General features: G+C 59.2%; 14 protein-coding genes and 3 pseudogenes. 2 read left to right on the top strand and 15 right to left on the bottom strand.

The genetic code is table 11. The features are described 5' to 3' along the window. From CES87_RS19245 to CES87_RS19275, 8 genes and pseudogenes are all read right to left on the bottom strand, one after another. Positions 1-601 (bottom strand): annotated as a pseudogene (locus tag CES87_RS19245) (phosphonate ABC transporter ATP-binding protein); the annotation flags it as partial. Then, on the bottom strand, positions 598-1,449 hold the full coding sequence (locus CES87_RS19250) for a putative selenate ABC transporter substrate-binding protein (RefSeq protein ID WP_128607360.1): 852 nt from the start codon (positions 1,447-1,449) through the stop codon (positions 598-600). The pseudogene CES87_RS19245 and the gene CES87_RS19250, both read right to left, overlap by 4 nt. A gap of 107 nt (positions 1,450-1,556) precedes the next feature. Continuing rightward, positions 1,557-1,682, bottom strand: a pseudogene (locus CES87_RS19255) (arsenical resistance protein ArsH); the annotation flags it as partial. Between the two features lie 62 nt (positions 1,683-1,744). Further along, positions 1,745-2,086, bottom strand: coding sequence for a hypothetical protein (locus tag CES87_RS33355; protein WP_256590994.1), 342 nt, complete (start codon positions 2,084-2,086; stop codon positions 1,745-1,747). 11 nt (positions 2,087-2,097) lie between these two features. Then, the gene (locus CES87_RS19260; RefSeq protein WP_256590995.1) at positions 2,098-3,114 is read right to left on the bottom strand and encodes an NtaA/DmoA family FMN-dependent monooxygenase; all 1,017 of its coding nucleotides are present in this window, start codon (positions 3,112-3,114) and stop codon (positions 2,098-2,100) included. A 30-nt stretch (positions 3,115-3,144) separates the two neighbouring features. Next, positions 3,145-3,975 carry an amino acid ABC transporter permease gene (locus CES87_RS19265; RefSeq protein ID WP_128607361.1) on the bottom strand — a complete coding sequence of 277 codons (831 nt, stop codon included), beginning with the start codon at positions 3,973-3,975 and terminating at the stop codon, positions 3,145-3,147. Beyond that, a complete protein-coding gene (locus CES87_RS19270) occupies positions 3,972-4,793 on the bottom strand; it encodes a transporter substrate-binding domain-containing protein (RefSeq protein WP_128607362.1) in 822 nt (273 codons plus the stop codon). The genes CES87_RS19265 and CES87_RS19270 overlap by 4 nt, the downstream gene beginning before the upstream one ends. A gap of 248 nt (positions 4,794-5,041) precedes the next feature. Then, positions 5,042-5,104: pseudogene (locus CES87_RS19275) on the bottom strand (PaaI family thioesterase); the annotation flags it as partial. Positions 5,105-5,709: 605 nt separating this feature from the next. Between CES87_RS19275 and CES87_RS19285 the strand changes: the two are divergent. Next, entirely contained in the window at positions 5,710-6,459 is a 750-nt protein-coding gene (locus CES87_RS19285; RefSeq protein ID WP_128607363.1) for a creatininase family protein, read from the top strand. 333 nt (positions 6,460-6,792) lie between these two features. Here CES87_RS19285 and CES87_RS19290 read toward each other — a convergent pair whose 3' ends face one another. Next, positions 6,793-8,076 (bottom strand): MFS transporter, encoded by a 1,284-nt coding sequence (locus tag CES87_RS19290; protein ID WP_128607364.1) that lies wholly within the window; start codon positions 8,074-8,076, stop codon positions 6,793-6,795. Positions 8,077-8,210: 134 nt separating this feature from the next. Here CES87_RS19290 and CES87_RS19295 point away from each other — a divergent pair, with 134 nt between their 5' ends. Beyond that, the gene (locus CES87_RS19295; RefSeq protein ID WP_128607365.1) at positions 8,211-8,675 is read left to right on the top strand and encodes a helix-turn-helix domain-containing protein; all 465 of its coding nucleotides are present in this window, start codon (positions 8,211-8,213) and stop codon (positions 8,673-8,675) included. Between the two features lie 21 nt (positions 8,676-8,696). Here CES87_RS19295 and CES87_RS19300 read toward each other — a convergent pair whose 3' ends face one another. The 6 genes from CES87_RS19300 to CES87_RS19335 all read right to left on the bottom strand — a co-directional run bounded on the left by CES87_RS19300 (position 8,697) and on the right by CES87_RS19335 (position 15,897). Beyond that, complete coding sequence (locus CES87_RS19300) at positions 8,697-9,845, bottom strand: alpha-hydroxy acid oxidase (RefSeq protein WP_128607366.1); 1,149 nt, start codon at positions 9,843-9,845, stop codon at positions 8,697-8,699. Positions 9,846-9,932: 87 nt separating this feature from the next. Beyond that, positions 9,933-11,321, bottom strand: coding sequence for an FAD-binding oxidoreductase (locus CES87_RS19305; protein WP_128607367.1), 1,389 nt, complete (start codon positions 11,319-11,321; stop codon positions 9,933-9,935). Positions 11,322-11,672: 351 nt separating this feature from the next. Beyond that, positions 11,673-11,948, bottom strand: a complete 276-nt coding sequence (locus tag CES87_RS19310; RefSeq protein WP_128607368.1) for a hypothetical protein — start codon at positions 11,946-11,948, stop codon at positions 11,673-11,675. Between the two features lie 1,590 nt (positions 11,949-13,538). Continuing rightward, entirely contained in the window at positions 13,539-13,814 is a 276-nt protein-coding gene (locus tag CES87_RS34430) for an alpha/beta fold hydrolase (protein ID WP_371858231.1), read from the bottom strand. Positions 13,815-13,826: 12 nt separating this feature from the next. Further along, positions 13,827-14,498, bottom strand: coding sequence for a bifunctional 2-polyprenyl-6-hydroxyphenol methylase/3-demethylubiquinol 3-O-methyltransferase UbiG (locus tag CES87_RS19330; protein ID WP_128607370.1), 672 nt, complete (start codon positions 14,496-14,498; stop codon positions 13,827-13,829). A gap of 187 nt (positions 14,499-14,685) precedes the next feature. Then, positions 14,686-15,897, bottom strand: coding sequence for an MFS transporter (locus CES87_RS19335; RefSeq protein WP_128607371.1), 1,212 nt, complete (start codon positions 15,895-15,897; stop codon positions 14,686-14,688). Positions 15,898-15,990: the final 93 nt, after the last annotated feature.

Genomic DNA, 15,990 nt, shown 5'->3' on the forward strand with positions numbered 1-15,990 from the left:
GACCAGCGTGACGTCATGTTCCCGAGCATGGCGGCAGAGCACCGACAGCGTGTGCCCGGCCAGCACCGGGTCCATGGCCGACACGGGTTCATCGGCCAGCATCACCTCGGGCGCTTGATACAGCACGCGAGCAACGCCGACGCGCTGGAGCTGGCCACCGGACAGTTGCTGACACTGAGCAAACAGCTGTCACTCAAGTCCAGCCGCGCCAACGCCGCACGCGCGCCGGAATATCCAGCGGATGCAGCAGGTTCAGCAGACTCCGGCCCAAGCCCCACTGACCGAGCTTGCCGGCCAGCACCGCCGTGATCACACGCTGGCGCGGGGGCAGGGGAGGCGACTGATGCACCAGACCGATACGGGCGCGCAGGCGTTGACGCTGACCGGCCGACAATTGCCAGGCGCGCTTGCCCAGCACTTGCAACTCGCCGCTACCGGGGCGCAGGGCGGTGGCCAGCAGATTGAGCAGGCTCGACTTGCCCGCGCCGGACGGGCCGATGATCGCGACCTGTTCGCCGGCACCGATGTGCAGGTCCAGGCCACGCAGCGCCTGCACGCCATTGCTGTGGGTAAGACTGACGCCGGTCAGCTGCAAGGTCATTTGAGCAGGTCGGCGGCGCGTGCGGCTTCCTCGATGCCCTTGTAGTTATCGGGACTGGTTTCGATAAAGCGGCTGGCGGCTTGCAGGTCCAAAATCTCCTTGTCTTTGGGGTTCGCGGGATCGAGTTTGAGAAAGGCTTCCTTGATTTTGTTCGCCAGCGCCGGATCGAGGGTGCCACGCACCGTCCAGTTGTAGTCGAAGTAGGCGGGGGTGGTGGCAAAGACCTTGACCTTGTCGGTGTCGACCTTGCCGGCGGCGACCAGTTTTTCCCAGACGCTGGCGTTCAATACCCCGGCGTCGACCTTGCCGGCCTGCACCCAGGCGACGGTGGCGTCGTGGGCACCGGAGTAGCCTACGCGGCTGAAATAGGTTTCCGGCTTGATGCCGTCCTTGAGCATGAAATAGCGCGGCATCAGACTGCCTGAGGTGGAGGACACCGAGCCGAAGGCGAAGGTCTTGCCCTTGAGGTCGGCGAGGGATTTGACGTTCGGGTCGGCAGTAATGAATTTGCTGGTGAACTTCGCGTCCTGCTCACGCTGTACCAAGGGAATCGCATTGCCGGTTTTCAGGCGTGCCTGCACGAAGGTGAAGCCGCCTAGCCAGGCCAGGTCGATGCGGTCGGTGGCCAGCGCTTCGACCACGGCCGGGTAGTCGCTCACCGGCACGAACTCGACCTTCATGCCCAGTTGCTGCTCAAGGTAGGCGCCCAGCGGCTTGAATTTTCGCAGCAGTTCGGTAGGGGCTTCATCGGGAATCGCGCTGACTTTCAGGGTGTCCGCGGCCTGCGCGAGTACGCTGCAAACAGACAGGGTCAAGCCGACGGCCAATGCGAGGGTACGCTTGAGCATGGAAGTTCTCCGTTTCGTTCGCGCTGGATTGTTGATGCGCCGGCTTCAGACTGATTGCCGCGCGCGCATTGAGAGGTTAGACGAAATGGAACGGGTGGATGGGCTGTTCAAATCGACCGCTGATTGACCCGTCGCGTCAGTTGTTCTGCCGACTCCTTGCGTTCCGAATATCGGTCAACCAGATCCGGGCGATCCCGCAGTAGCAGGGTGAATTTCACCACCTCTTCCATGACCCGGCGTGACAGTGGCGCCGTAGTGCTTGTCAGTCAGCCCGTCATTCCCGTTCGATATTGCGTCAGTAGCGAAACGATGCGCCATACGCCGAATCGGGAAGCCGATCACCACCCTCGGGGTTCAGTCGCGAGCGCAGCGTCCCGGTCTGTGGCTGGGTGCGATACAGCCCGCGTTTTTGCAGCGCAGGTATGACCCATTCGACGAAGTCATCGAGTGAGCCGGGGCTGATCAATTGATTGAGCATGTAACCGCTGGTGCCCGAGATGGCCGCGTGTTGCTCTATCTGCTCGGCGATCTGATCCGGAGTGCCTACCAGAATAAGGTCGCTGCCACGGGTGACATTGGCAAAACGTTGCTTGACCTCGCCAGCCGTCAGCGGCTTGCCACTGCCGTCGGGTCTCATGACGTAAGAGGTCATTCCTTCAGTGTGGGTTGAAAGCGCTTCGTTATCGGCGTAGCGGCCGATGTCGATGCCCGTGTCGCCGGCATAGCTGACCAGTTGCGCTTGCAGGTGATAGTTGCTTTGCAGGGTCTCGTATTTTTGCTGGGCTTGGATGGCGGTGGGGCGGTGACGATTCGCAGGACGGTCAACGAGTTGATGTCCTGGCGCTGGCGTCCTCGAGCTTGCGCCTGGGCCCAGATGTCTTCCAGCCCATGGCGGATTTCCACCGGATTGGATTTGGCGATGAACACCAGTTCGGCGTGCTTGGCGGCGAACTGTCGACCGCGCTCCGACCAGCCAGCCTGAATCAGCAAGGGTGTGCGTTGCGGTGAGGGCGACGTCAGGTGCGGCCCGGCAACCCGGTAGTGCCGGCCGGAATGCTCGATGGGCCGCACACGCGAGCCATCGGCGTAGATCAGTTCGCGCTTGTCGGCGACTACGGCATCATCGGCCCAACTGCCTTCCCACAGTTTGTACACCACGTCGAGAAACTCTTCGGCGCGCTCGTAACGGTCGTCGTGTTTGATCATTTGATCGAGGCCGAAGTTGCGCGCCGCGCTCGAAAGGTAGGACGTGACGATGTTCCAGCCGATGCGCCCGTTGGACAAATGGTCCAGGGTGCTGAAGCGCCGGGCATGAGTGAACGGATGTTCATAGGTGGTGCTGACGGTTACACCGAACGCCAGTTTTTCCGTCAGGGCCACCAGCGCCGGGATGATCGTCAGCGGATCGTTGGCAGGTGCTTCCACGGCCCATTTCAGGGCCATGGCTTCGGAGCCTCCGTAGACGTCGTAGAAGCCCAGTACGTCGCCGAAAAACAGGATGTCCAGATTGGCTTCGTCGGCGGTACGCGCCAGGTTCGACCAGTAGCGCAGGGTGTTGATGCTCAGGCGTTCGTCCGCCGGATGCGTCCACAGGCTGGGCGCGCCGCCGCAGCCGACACTGGCTTGTTCGTAGAGACCGAATAACAGCGGTTTTGGATCAGACATGGGGCTTCCTGCGTATGAGTGGAGGTGGGCCTAACGACCGTGGAGATAGGCCTTGCCGTAGTGCCGCTCCAGTCGCGCCTGAATCAGTTCAAGCCCGATGGACATCAGCCAATAGATCACGGCGGCGGTGGTCAGCATTTCGATGTATCGGTAGGACGAGCGCCCATAGGACTGCGCGAGAAACATCACCTCCCAGACGCCCATCACCGAGACCAGCGATGAATCCTTGAGCATGGAGATGAACTGGCTGGTGGTTGGCGGAATGATCGTCCGCATGGCCTGGGGCAGGATGACCTGGCAGAAGACCAACACCGGGCGCATGCCCAAGGCAGCCGCTGCATCGCGTTGACCCTGGGCGACACCCTGGATGCCCGCTCGAAAGATTTCGCTCAGGTACGCGCCATAGTTCAAGGACAGCGCGATGATGCCGGCACTGATCGCTCCGGGCACCACGCCCAGTTGCGGCAGGCCGAGGTAGATCAACAGAATCTGGATCAACAGCGGCGTACCACGAAAGAACGATGCGTAAAAACTGGCGATGCCAAAGGCGACGGCGCTGCTCGACAACCTGGCTAGCGCGGTGACGAAACCCAGGACTAACGACAGCCAGATCGAGCAGAAACACAGAAACAGCGTCAGTGCCGCGCCCTGGAGAAATCCGTTGGGCGAAAGGCTCAGGCCGACCAGGTTCTGCCATTTCGCGGCGACGATGGCAAACTTCAAATCGAAGCTCATGAACAGCCCCACGAACAGCCCGAGCATCACCGCCCAGGTCAGCCACAGGCGGACGCGAAACGACAGCAGCGGCTGCTTCACGGGGGGCGGTTTTACCGGCAGAGGAGGGACGACGAAGCCGTTCATTGGGTGATGTCTGCGCCGATCCATTTCTGGGAAATCTTTGTCAGTGTGCCGTCGCTTTTAAGGCCGGCCAGAATCTCGCTCAGTCTTGCATCCCACTGCGGATCACCTTTCTCGGTGGCGACCACGTTAGGTTCGGCATAGAGCACCTCGCCGGTGATTTTGAACCTTGGATCCTGGGCAATCCGTTCTTTGGCCACCACCAGATTGGTGATAACAGCATTCAATCGCTTGCCGCTGCCGAGCGCCAGGTCCTGGAAGGTCACGTCGTCTGTGTCGTAGGGCACAACCTGAACATTCTCGAAGGGATAATCGATGTGTTGGTTTTTGGCGCCCTCGATCACCAGGTCCTTGTTCAAGTACGCCTCATAAGTGGAGGCACTGCTTACCCCGACTTTTTTCCCGGACAAATCGGCGGCTGACTTGATCGTTTGTTCATCGGCATTGACCACAACGACCGCCGGGGACGCGTAATACTCGATCGGGAAGTTGAACACCTGGGCGCGTGCCGCACTGGGGGTCATGGAGCAGATGCACACGTCGTAGCGCCCGCGCCACTGGCCCGCCGCGATCACCTCCCAGGAAGGCGTTTCAAGTTTCAACTTGACCCCCAGCTTGTCGGCCACGGCTTTGGCGATATCAACGTCAAAGCCATCCAGCTGGTTTTGCTCATTAAGGAACGAGAAGGGCGGATAACTTTCCATGAGCACGCCTACCAGTTGTTTCGATTGAGTAATGCGGTCCAGGGTTTGCCCGGCAACAGCGGCAGAACTGGCAAACAACAAAGCAAGGCTGAGCGCTAGTGACGAGCGGACATTCATGGCAGCACCAAGGCAGGGAAGTGGGACGTTGTTTATATTAAAACGCGATATTGATTTTATATTTAATGATTTTATCGACTAAGGGTCTGAGCTTTGGTTATAAGTTTTTATAACTGTTGCTGGAGCAACACTCGTTCCACAGTTATATATAAAAACAACACTATCCCGCTGCGGCGGATGGGGCCGTTATTGGCCGCCGTTCAGATCTATCACACAAATAAAACGGTCACCGCAGCAAAAGGTGGAGGTCTGCCGACCTCACCTTCCACCTTCGCCCGCAGGGTCAGCGGCACGCCCATCGGCGTCGGCTTGTAGGGTTGGCAAGGTAGCGTGTAGGAGCCGGCTTGCTGGCGAAGGCGGCGTATCAATCGATAGTGAAGGCGCCTGACACACCGCCATCGCCAGCAAGCCGGCTCCTACAGATCAGATGCTTGCCGATCCTTGGCAATACGGCTTGCCCGCGAAGGCGGCCTGACAGACGACCTGATTTTTTGCGGATGCCCCGACCGGCCCGCGAGCCAGGCAGAGATCGCATGATCGCGAGTGAGGGCCTGCTCAGGCGCATCGCCGGACAAACTGTAAGCCGGCCAGTGGCATTCCAACGCCGGCAATGTACAGGCTCCAGACCAGGCATTCGATGCCGAATGCGATCAGCGCCCCGCACCCTTTGTATTTGATCTGATGCGCTTCTGGGGGCCCGCGGTGATAGGTTGGGCGAAAACGGTAACCGGGAACATGAATCTTGGCATCGTGGCGGTCGGCTGCGCCTCCCTTTGCGCGGCGCTTGTCATCACGCTCAACAGATCACTAACGAGTGAACACGCTGCGCCTCAATACAGCGCAGGTTGATCACGCATCACTCACTTGAATTTGAATCGTGGTGTTCCGAAAGGAACCCTCTACAGGAGAAACTCAAATGCTTTTACACCTGTCGACCTGGGCCGAAATCGGCCAGTTTCTTGAACGCAGTCGCACCATCGTGATTCCGATCGGTTCGAATGAACAACATGGTCCTACGGGGCTTCTGGGCACTGACTGGATGTGTCCCGAAATCATTGCCCGTGAAGCTCAAGGCAGTGCCGACATCCTGATCGCCCCGACCTTCAATATCGGCATGGCGCAACACCATCTCGGCTTCCCAGGCACCATTTCGCTGCGCCCTTCAACGTTCATCGCAGCCATTGGCGACTGGGTGCGGTCATTGGCTGCGCACGGGTTTGAGAAAATCCTGTTCCTCAATGGCCATGGCGGCAATGTTGCGTCGATTGAAGCGGCATTCTCTGAACTCTACGCCGAGGCGAGTTTTGCCAGGCGTCCAGCAGGGTTCGCTCTGAAGTTGTGCAACTGGTGGGATCTGGCTGGAGTAGGTGATCTTGCACGGGAGCAGTTCCCTACCGGGCACGGTGTTCATGCCACGCCTTCGGAGATTGCTGTCACTCAGTGGGCGTATCCGGAGTCGATCAAGTCGGCTGACTATTCGCCCCGGATCGCCGACTGGGGCCCCATCCGCGAAGCGCAAGATTTTCGTGCGCGCCATCCGGACGGTCGCATGGGTTCGGATCCTGCGCAGGCGACAGTGGAGAAAGGCCGGGCACTGGTGATGCTGGCTGCTCAAGGCCTGGTGCAGGAAGTGGAGGCATTCAGTCGGGAGTCGATACCGGGCTGATGGCTTGAACGGGTCGTTCTGACCAGTCCCCATACTCACCCCGACAGACCAAACGCCTGCCCTCTGTAGGAGCGATGCTTGCTCGCGATGGACGTCAACGAAAACGCGCCCAGTCTAAAGGAATGCGTTGTCCGGACGTTTATCGCGAGCAAGCTTGCTCCTACAGGTCAGAGGTATAGGGGGATTTAGTGCGCGGCCACCTGTGCAACAAGAAACTCGACAAAGCTCTTGCACACTGCCTTCGTACGGTGATGAGTACGAAGTGCGAATCCCACAGGTTTCCCATACCCCATATGGCAGTCATCGAGATGGCGAGTGGCAGGTGCCAGACTTTCATGCTGATCTTTCTTGACGGGATGTTGAGAGATGAAGTGTGAGAAACCACAGAACCAGGGCACTGGCGCTGATCAAGGCGCCCAGCAGGCTCACTGCCATCCAGCCCCATAGCGCATACACCTGGGTCGCGGCTGCGGCTCCCAGTGCGCTGCCGACCGAGTAGAAGCACATGTAGGCGCCGACCATGCGACTTTGGGCGTCGGGTCGCGCAGCAAAAATGATGCTCTGGTTGGTGACGTGGATCGCCTGCACCGCGAAGTCGAGCACAATGACGCCGCAGACCAGCGCGACCAGGGATGTCTCGGCAAACGTGATGGGCAACCAGGACAGCGTCAGCAGCCCCAGCGAAAGGCCGGTCACTCGTTGCCCCAGACCTTGGTCGGCCCAGCGACCGGCTCTTCTGGCTGCAAGCGCGCCAGCAACACCGGCCAGGCCAAACATGCCGATTGCAGTGTGTGAAAGCGACAGCGGCGGGGCGCTCAATGGCAGCACCATGGATGTCCACAGCACGGAAAAAGCGGCAAAGATCAGTAGTGCCAGCAGGCCCCTGGCGCGCAACGTGGGTTCGGTGATGAACAGTTTGAACAGCGAACCTATGAGCACCAGGTAGGTGTCTTTATGCCTTGGCGGCGGCGTGAAGGGAAGCACTTTGCACAGCACCGCCGCGATGGTCAGCATCAATCCCGAGGACACGAAGTAAACGGCACGCCAGCCCGCGATGTCCGCAATCAGGCCGGCGGTAAACCGCGCCAGTAGAATGCCCAGGACAATTCCACTGATTACCGTCCCCACGGCCTGCCCGCGTTGTGATGGTGTTGCCAGCATCGCGGCGTATGCCACAAGCACCTGAACGACCACTGCCAGCAGGCCCACTACGATCATGGCTCCCAGCAGGGCCAGCCATTGCTGTGATGCGCCGGCTGCTGCCAGAGCAATGGCAGACAGCAGAACTTGAATCACAATAAGCCGCTTACGGTTGAGCAGATCGCCCAGTGGCACGATGAACAGCAACCCCAACGCGTAACCCACCTGAGTCGCAGTCACTACAACCCCGATCATTGATGAGGCCACACCCAGGCTGTGAGCCATTGAGTCGAGTAAGGGTTGGGCAAAGTAAACGTTGGCGACTGCAAGCGCGCAGGTGACAGATAACAGTAACGTGAGCGTCGGAGAAAGCCCTGAGTGGCGGTCGGACCTGCTGCGTTCTCCGGTTCCCGTATGCGCTAATTCCGAAGGCTGCCTAACGCTGGGGTTGGTCACTAAATCGGTATCTGCCGTCATGCAACCTCCATGCTGCTAAACTGGTTTTAATTAAAAACTAGATTCAATTGTTGCTGTATCAGGTTTCAAATTGCAACCAATTCCGTCAGTCTGCTGGCAGACTTGGCAAATCCACATTCAGGAGGGTCAAAAAGATGGCTGGAGACGCTTCACCGCAAAGCAGCGAATGCCCGGTAGCAAGAACGCTAGAGGCAATCGGGGATCGCTGGTCGCTCATGATCATCCGCGATGCTTTTGACGACATTCGCCGATTCAGCGAATTTCAGAAGAGCTTGGGCGTGGCCAAAAATATTCTGGCATCGCGACTGAAAACGCTGGTTGAGGTCGGGGTATTCGACGTTCGACCGGCGTCAGATGGCAGCGCCTATAAGGAGTACGTGCTGACGGACAAAGGACGGGAGATCTTTCCGGTTGTGGTCAGCATGAGGCAGTGGGGCGAACGTTTCCTGTTCAAGCCGCAGGAAACGCGTTCTGTGCTGCTGGACAACGAGTCCGGCCACGCTCTGATGCCGATTGATGTTCGCTCATCGAGCGGTCAAAAACTTGGACCCTCCGATTGCCACAGGGTGAGACTTGTTGACGATGTTCACCCTCAATAAAACGCGTCATGGTCATCAGCATCACTCGAAAGTGCCTGGTAGGAGGATGCCGCGGTCGACCTTCTTCACGTCGGTGACACCGCAGAAGGCCATGGTCAGGTCCAGTTCCTTGCGGATGATCTCCAGGCACTTGCTCACGCCGGCCTCTCCCTGGGCGCCCAGCCCGTAGAGGAAAGCACGGCCCAGATAGACCCCCTTGGCCCCCAGGGCCAGCGCTTTGATCACGTCCTGGCCACTGCGAATGCCACCATCCATATGCACTTCAACCTGGTCGCCGACTGCCTGGACGATGCCGGGCAAGGCCGCGATCGACGAGGGCGCGCCATCGAGCTGGCGACCGCCGTGGTTGGAAACAATCAGCGCATCGGCACCCCGTTGTACCGCCATGCGGGCATCTTCGGCATCCAGAATGCCCTTGATGATCAATTTGCCGCCCCATTGCTCCTTGATCCACTCGATATCGTCCCAGCACAGGGTCGGATCGAACTGCTGCGCCGCCCAATGAGCCAGGCCGATCCGGTCGTTAACCCCGCTGGCGTGGCCGAGGATATTACCCAGGTTACGCCGTGAGGTGCCGAGCATGCCGCGGCACCAGCGTGGCTTGGTCATCATGTCGAGGATATTGGGCAGGGTCATCCGGGGCGGTGTCGACAGGCCGTTGCGGATGTCCTTGTGCCGCTGCCCCGGCACCTGCAAGTCGAGGGTCAGCACCAGGGCCGAGCACTTGGCGGCACGGGCGCGCTCGATCAGTTGGGAGATGAAGCCACGGTCGCGCATTACATAAAGCTGGAACCAGAACGGCGCAGAGGTATGGGAGGCAATGTCTTCGATCGAGCAGATGCTCATGGTCGACAGGGTAAAGGGCACGCCGAATTTTTCTGCGGCCCTGGCTGCCAGGATTTCGCCATCGGCGTGTTGCATACCGGTCAGGCCAGTGGGAGCCAGAGCCACCGGCATAGTGACATGCTGGCCGACCATGGTGGACTTGAGCGTGCGGTTTTCCAGGTTGACCGCGACCCGCTGGCGAAACTTGATTCGTTCGAAGTCGCTGGTATTGGCACGATAGGTTGATTCGGTCCATGACCCGGAGTCGACATAGTCGTAGAACATGCGCGGCACCCGGCGCTTGGCGAGCAGGCGCAGGTCTTCGATGGAGGTGATGATGGGCATCGTTGGTTTCCCCGGGTCAGGCAGGCTGGACGTGCAAGCACACGGCGGTGGCGCCGAGGCTCAATTCGAAAAACTCATCTGCAGCCGTCATCGTTGTCCGCCGGATCGCTGCAGGTCGAAGATGCGCCCAGGGTTCAATACACCCGTTGGGTCCAGGGCGTGTTTGAGTGCGCGCATCAGCGCGATTTCTGTCGGGTTGCGGCTGATGCCCAGCCAGGACTTCTTTTCCAGGCCGATACCGTGCTCGGCCGAGACGGAGCCGCGCAGTGCCTGCAACGGGCTGTAGACCAGGCTGTCGAGCACTTGGCGATCGTCGCTACTCAGGTCCGGTACGTGCACGGCGACATGTACGTTGCCGTCGCCCAAATGCCCGAATGCCCAACAGTGGGCCGCAGGCCAACGGGCCAAAATGGCGCCGCGCAGGCGCTCGACGTAATCCCCGGTGTCGGCCAGAGGCAATGAGATGTCATAGGCGACCAAGGGACCTGCATGGCGCAGTTGCGCCACATCGTCGCGCAGGGCCCAGAGTGCCTGGCGCTCACGTTCGTTGTTGGCGAGGGTGGCGTCGGCGATCAATCCTTGCTCCATCAACTCACTGAGAATGGATGCAAAGCCTTCATCGTGCTCCGGCACGCGGCTGCTGGCTTCCACCAACGCATATAGACCGTGATCATGGGACAAGGGCGGACGGCCCGCCGCCGGCGGTGTAGAAACCGCTCGGTAAAACTCCGGCCACATTACCTCGAACGAAGACAGCCGGCCGTCAAGTGCCTGGTCCAGGCGTCGCAGCAGTGGACCTGTGCAAGCAAAGTCAGGCAAGCCAAGCAGCGCGGTGCCATAGCCGCATGGGGCTTCCAGTAGACGCAAGACGACACGTGTCACGACGCCGAGGGTGCCCTCGGAGCCAATGAACAGTTGCTTGATGTCGTAGCCGGTATTGTTCTTGACCAGTGGGTTCATCGAGTCGATCACAGTACCGTCGGCCAACACCACTTCAAGCCCGAGCACGTTGTCGCGCATCATGCCGTGGCGCAACACGCTGTTGCCGCCAGCATTGGTAGCGACCATGCCGCCCAGAGTGGCACTGCCCCGGGCACCCAGGTCCACCGGTACCGACAGGCACGCCGCAGCGGCAGCGGCCTGAGCCACTTCGAGGACCACCCCGGCTTCGGCTACCAGCGTACGCTGGCTGGTATCGACAGTCTCGATCCTGCGCATGCGTTCCAGCGTCAGGATTACCTCGTCCGGGCCGCTGTCGGCGCCATGGACCAGGCCGGTCAACCCCCCATGGGGCACCACTGCAACGCCTGCGGCATGGCAAGCCGCGAGCACAGCGCTGACTTCGCCGGTGTCGGCCGGTCGCACCAGTACCTCGGCACGCTGGGGCTTGCCGCTCAGGCGCATGCTCAGATCGGCGCCATGGACCAGACCTTTGGGGCCGACTATCCGCAGCAGGGAGGCGATCAGGGATTGCATCGCAGAACAGTCCATCACTACGCCGCTTTCTATTGACTCTTGCGCAACAGGCATCGGTTGGCTCGCTACTCGGAGGGTGGGAAACCTCGTCGAGTATGAAGAGCCGCACGCGGACTTTGTTCCGGATTCAGCTAATGATGTTTTTTACTTAACTGGCTGAAATATAAGTATTAAAACAAGTTCGCAACGGGTGGGACGTCAACAATTCTGTAATTGCGGTGGAGGTATTGGCCGGCCCCGGCAAAAACGGTAACCCCGAGACCGGTCAGTGCTGTTACCAGCCGAGACCGAGGCTGTGTGAAAACGCACTGAATACGTCGAAAGCCGAGTCTGTTAGACCGCACACTTATGTTATTTCAGCTCCGTTCTTATTTCGGTTCCGGGCACGAAAAATTTTTCGGGATCATCGACCTTCTTCAGGTCAATCAAGGCTCGACAAACGCAATGTGAGAATTGCTTGTGCAACGCTTCGGGGTCTTTCCATGCGATTTGCGATGCCTGCACCTGTTGTCCCCCAGGCGATTTATAGCAGACACAATTGTCCAGTTGGGTGATGCCGTTATCATTTGTGCTCTTACAAGCAGTGGTAAGCAAAGAGATCGCGATGAGCATTACGAAGCGTTTCATTGGCTCCCCTCCGAGGTTGTTGTGAAGGGCTAACTGTAAATAGACCGCAGTGGGGTGATTAGCGCCTTTGCGGGGTTGGTGGATAGCATTTTCTGATCAGGCAGGATGTTGTAACGGCGTGGTGACCGCTGAAGGCGGTTACACGCCATGGACGCAAAGTCCAATCTGCTCAATCAAGCCCGACAATAGAAGGAAGCTTAGCTCTCATTTTCCATCGCTCCATCCATTGGCTGCTTTTGGCCGATTGTTACCTGATGCCAAAGGCAAAAAAGCCCGCTCAGTGGCGTAATGCTGTTCACTTAGGAAATTTTTTGGATTTGGATTTGGATTTGGATTTGGATGGGATTGGGAAGGTGTACATATCCGTTTCTTAGATAATGGCCACTATTGGTTCCGCTCTTACAGCGGGTCACTTGGAAGAGCCCCAAGTAACCAAGGGCTCTTGCCCCTGTCGTTCGGTGCCTCGCTGTGGCTCGGCATACCCTCGCTCCGGTCCTGCTCCGTGGGCCCGCCGCGATCGGCCATCCATGGCCGGGCGCGGCTACCTCGGCATCCATGCCGAGGTGCCCACTGCGCAGAACCTCCTCTCGGCCTCTCGAGGGGGCAAGAAGATCAAAAGCAGAAGCAAATGCGAGGCGGCCTGACAGCCGACCTGATTTCAGACCTCTCTGCGTTCCAATGTGGGAGTGAGCCTGCTCGCGAACACGGCCTGACAGCCAACCTGATTTCCCGGATGTACTCGTTCGACTGTAGGAGCGATGCTTGCTCGCGAAAAACTTCCAGACAACGCGATCATTCAGACAGCACGCGTTATTGTTCACGTCCATCGCGAGCAAGCTTTGCTCCTACAGAGGATCCGGGGGCATCTGCCAAAGTCAGGTCGGCTATCAGGCCGCCTCGCTTTGGCTTTTCGCGGTGTACGCCCCCTCGAGAGGCCCACGGAGCAGGACCGGAGCGATGGCATGTCGAGCACTAGCGAGGCACCGAACGACAGGGGCAAGAGCCCTTGGTTACTTGGGGCTCTTCCAAGTGACTCGCTGTAAGAGCGAAACCGCCAGCAGCCGTTACCGAAGCAACGGATATGTACACCAGCCCCAACTCATCCAATTGTGCGCCTAAAGCACCAAACCCAAGTGAACAGCATTACGCTCAGTGGCGGGCTTCGTATTCGGCTTTTCCTACGGCGTGTGGCCAAAGCTCTTGCGGAATTCGTCCTCCAGCTTTCGACAAATTTCTGCGATAACGCTTTTCCCGACCGCCGGGCCGGAGTAGCTGTTTACTTCCTGGCGGCATAACTCGACGGCATCTTGGGCCTGCATTCTTTCCTTGTCTTGCGGCGTGTCACTGACATAAAAGCCGAAAGCCAAGTACAAGTGATGGCAATAATGGTTCCGACGAGGACCTTGCTGAAAGGGCCCATTCTCTTTTTAGACGGTAGTGGGCCCCCAGGCGAAATCCACATTTTCCGCCTGAGGTCGGATAGGCAGTGTTTGCATAAAATGGCTTCAGCCATGATGACTTCCGCGCAATAGGGGCAACTCTTTTTTCCAGTCTCCACAGATGAAACTCCTTTTTCAAAACCAGATTCTATCATTGGGTCTGAGGGGCGTTCAGGGAGGCGTCAAACATCGTCCGATTTTCCAAGGATGACGGTGCCGGATCGAAGAACAGGTAAGCGGTCTCATCCAGTGTGGCGATGGACTCGCGCAGCGCGATTTCGGGCACCCGTGGATCGTTTCCAGCGACCCCGCCGCGCGGCGACGTTCCCGCCAGGATCAGCCGGCGCACCAGCTGCGGATGACGCAAGGCAACTTCCTGCGCGACCATGCCGCCGATGGAGAAACCAAGCACGTCTACCTGCTTCAACCCATTCTGGCTTCACCCTCGCGGCTCAGCCACCAACAGCAACGACTGCGGCACCGGACGTTGCGGGTGCTGTGGTTCTTGCAGGTCGGTCAGCCGCAAACCGGCCATGTCCAGCGCCCTGATCCAGCTGGACAACGTACGCAAGTACCACGGCATGGGTTGCCAATGGCCTTTGAACCCGGTGAAGGTTTCTTCCCGCCAACCATCCTGATAGTCGCCCGCCGCCGCGCTCCACGGATGCAATGTCTGGATCACCAGCGCGCCGCCAGGGGCGAGCAGGGCGTTCATGGCGGCGAGCAGCGGGATGATGTCCTGGTGCAGCAGGGCGAAGTTGGCGCAGATCAGGTCGTAGTCCCGGCCAATGTCCACCGTCGCCTCGACCAATTGCTCATAGCTCGCCAAATGCACCATTGAGGAACCCGCCGCCCGCGCCGCCTCGACCAGTGTCGCATCGCCATCCACGCCGACCGCGTCGATGCCTCGTTCAGCCAGTGCACGCAACAGCCAGCCTTCGCCGCAGCCAAGGTCGAGCACACACTCGGGCTGGCGACTTTGCACCGCCAGCAGGATGGCCTGGTCGGTGACCTGGAGGCGGCTTTCGATGCTGCCGCTGCGGATGGCTTCGATCCAGGATCGGGCGTTGTGGTGCCAGCTTTGCAGGAGGCAGGATTCAGGGTCGGACATATCGGTGACCGAAGTTGTTGGTTGGGTAACAGAATAGTGTAGGAGCGAGGCTTGCCCGCGAAGAACGATAACGCGGTTCGTTAGATACATCGCGTCGTCCCGTTCGCCGGCGAGCCTGGCTCCTACAGGTACACATTCCCGCAGCCCGCGGACCGGGGCGCGTATTTACCTCGTCATTACGGCCCCTTCAGACGCCTTTGGTAGAAGGCAGCAAGATCGTCAAGATCCCCAACAACGGCAGATAAGAGCAAAGCGCATACACATACTCAATGCCATGAATATCCGCCAGATGCCCAAGCAGCGCAGCGCCAATCCCGCCAAAGCCAAACATCAGCCCAAAGAACACGCCCGCGATCATGCCGACATTGCCCGGCACCAGCTCCTGAGCGAAGACCACAATGGCCGAGAACGCAGAAGCCAGGATGAAGCCGATAACCATACTCAACACGCCAGTCCAGAACAGGTCGACGTAGGGCAACGCCAAGGTAAAGGGCGCAGCGCCAAGGATGGAAAACCAGATCACCTTCTTGCGCCCGATCCTGTCCCCGATGGGGCCGCCGAAGAACGTACCCGCTGCTACAGAAGCAAGAAACAGGAACAGGTACAGCTGAGAGCTGGCGACTGACAGGTCGAACTTCTCGATCAGGTAGAAGGTGAAGTAGCTGGTGAAGCTAGACATGTAGAAGTACTTGGAGAACACCAGCAGCGCCAGCACCACGAGGGCAAAGGTCACGCGTTGCTTGGAAAGACCGTGGGTGGCCTTGCTGCCCTGCTTGAGCTTGAACAGGTTCAGGTGGCTGCGATACCAGCGACTCAAGCCATAACATACCAGGATGGCGAACGCCGCAAACAGGCCAAACCAGGCCACATTGCCTTGGCCGTAGGGAATGATGATCGCCGCCGCCAGCAATGGGCCGAAGGCGCTGCCGGCGTTGCCGCCGACCTGGAACGTCGACTGTGCGAGGCCGAAGCGCCCGCCGGAAGCAAGACGCGCAACCCGCGAGGTTTCCGGGTGAAAGGTCGATGAACCAATGCCCACCAGTGCCGAAGCCACAAGAATCGCCGGGAAGCTGCCGACAAAGGCCAGCATCAGAATCCCGATCAAAGTGCAGACCATTCCGGTCGGCAGCAGCCAGGGCTTGGGATGACGGTCCGTGTGGTAACCGACCCATGGCTGCAGCAGCGAAGCGGTGAGCTGGAAGGTCAAGGTGATCAGACCCACCTGGGTGAAGGTCAGGCCGTAGTTGGCCTTGAGCATCGGGTAGATCGAAGGCAGCACGGCCTGAATCAGGTCATTGATCAGGTGCGCCAGCGCGCAGGCACCGATCACGCGCATCACCAAGGGGCTGGTCTGGCTGGCGACAGAAGCGGTCGCTGAAGGGGTTGTCATTGAGGACATCGCAGATCATCCAGGCTGGAAAAAAGGAGCATTGCGTAAACTTGGCGCTATGCTAGATTTCGCAAAATTGCCTGTCTCGCGCAATTCGGGCGA

The sequence above is a fragment of the Pseudomonas sp. ERMR1:02 genome, from assembly GCF_002277815.1.
In the GTDB taxonomy this organism is placed as follows: Bacteria; Pseudomonadota; Gammaproteobacteria; order Pseudomonadales; family Pseudomonadaceae; genus Aquipseudomonas.

Excerpts from the sequence above, each read along its gene's own strand:
- CES87_RS19260 (WP_256590995.1), bottom strand. The coding sequence starts at position 3,114 with ATGTCTGATCCAAAACCGCTGTTATTCGGTCTCTACGAACAAGCCAGT.
- CES87_RS19295 (WP_128607365.1), top strand. The coding sequence starts at position 8,211 with ATGGCTGGAGACGCTTCACCGCAAAGCAGCGAATGCCCGGTAGCAAGA.
- CES87_RS19310 (WP_128607368.1), bottom strand. The coding sequence starts at position 11,948 with ATGAAACGCTTCGTAATGCTCATCGCGATCTCTTTGCTTACCACTGCT.
- CES87_RS19270 (WP_128607362.1), bottom strand. The coding sequence starts at position 4,793 with ATGAATGTCCGCTCGTCACTAGCGCTCAGCCTTGCTTTGTTGTTTGCC.
- CES87_RS19330 (WP_128607370.1), bottom strand. The coding sequence starts at position 14,498 with ATGTCCGACCCTGAATCCTGCCTCCTGCAAAGCTGGCACCACAACGCC.
- CES87_RS33355 (WP_256590994.1), bottom strand. The coding sequence starts at position 2,086 with ATGAGACCCGACGGCAGTGGCAAGCCGCTGACGGCTGGCGAGGTCAAG.
- CES87_RS19285 (WP_128607363.1), top strand. The coding sequence starts at position 5,710 with ATGCTTTTACACCTGTCGACCTGGGCCGAAATCGGCCAGTTTCTTGAA.
- CES87_RS19265 (WP_128607361.1), bottom strand. The coding sequence starts at position 3,975 with ATGAACGGCTTCGTCGTCCCTCCTCTGCCGGTAAAACCGCCCCCCGTG.
- CES87_RS19290 (WP_128607364.1), bottom strand. The coding sequence starts at position 8,076 with ATGACGGCAGATACCGATTTAGTGACCAACCCCAGCGTTAGGCAGCCT.
- CES87_RS19305 (WP_128607367.1), bottom strand. The coding sequence starts at position 11,321 with ATGCAATCCCTGATCGCCTCCCTGCTGCGGATAGTCGGCCCCAAAGGT.
- CES87_RS19300 (WP_128607366.1), bottom strand. The coding sequence starts at position 9,845 with ATGCCCATCATCACCTCCATCGAAGACCTGCGCCTGCTCGCCAAGCGC.
- CES87_RS19335 (WP_128607371.1), bottom strand. The coding sequence starts at position 15,897 with ATGTCCTCAATGACAACCCCTTCAGCGACCGCTTCTGTCGCCAGCCAG.
- CES87_RS19250 (WP_128607360.1), bottom strand. The coding sequence starts at position 1,449 with ATGCTCAAGCGTACCCTCGCATTGGCCGTCGGCTTGACCCTGTCTGTT.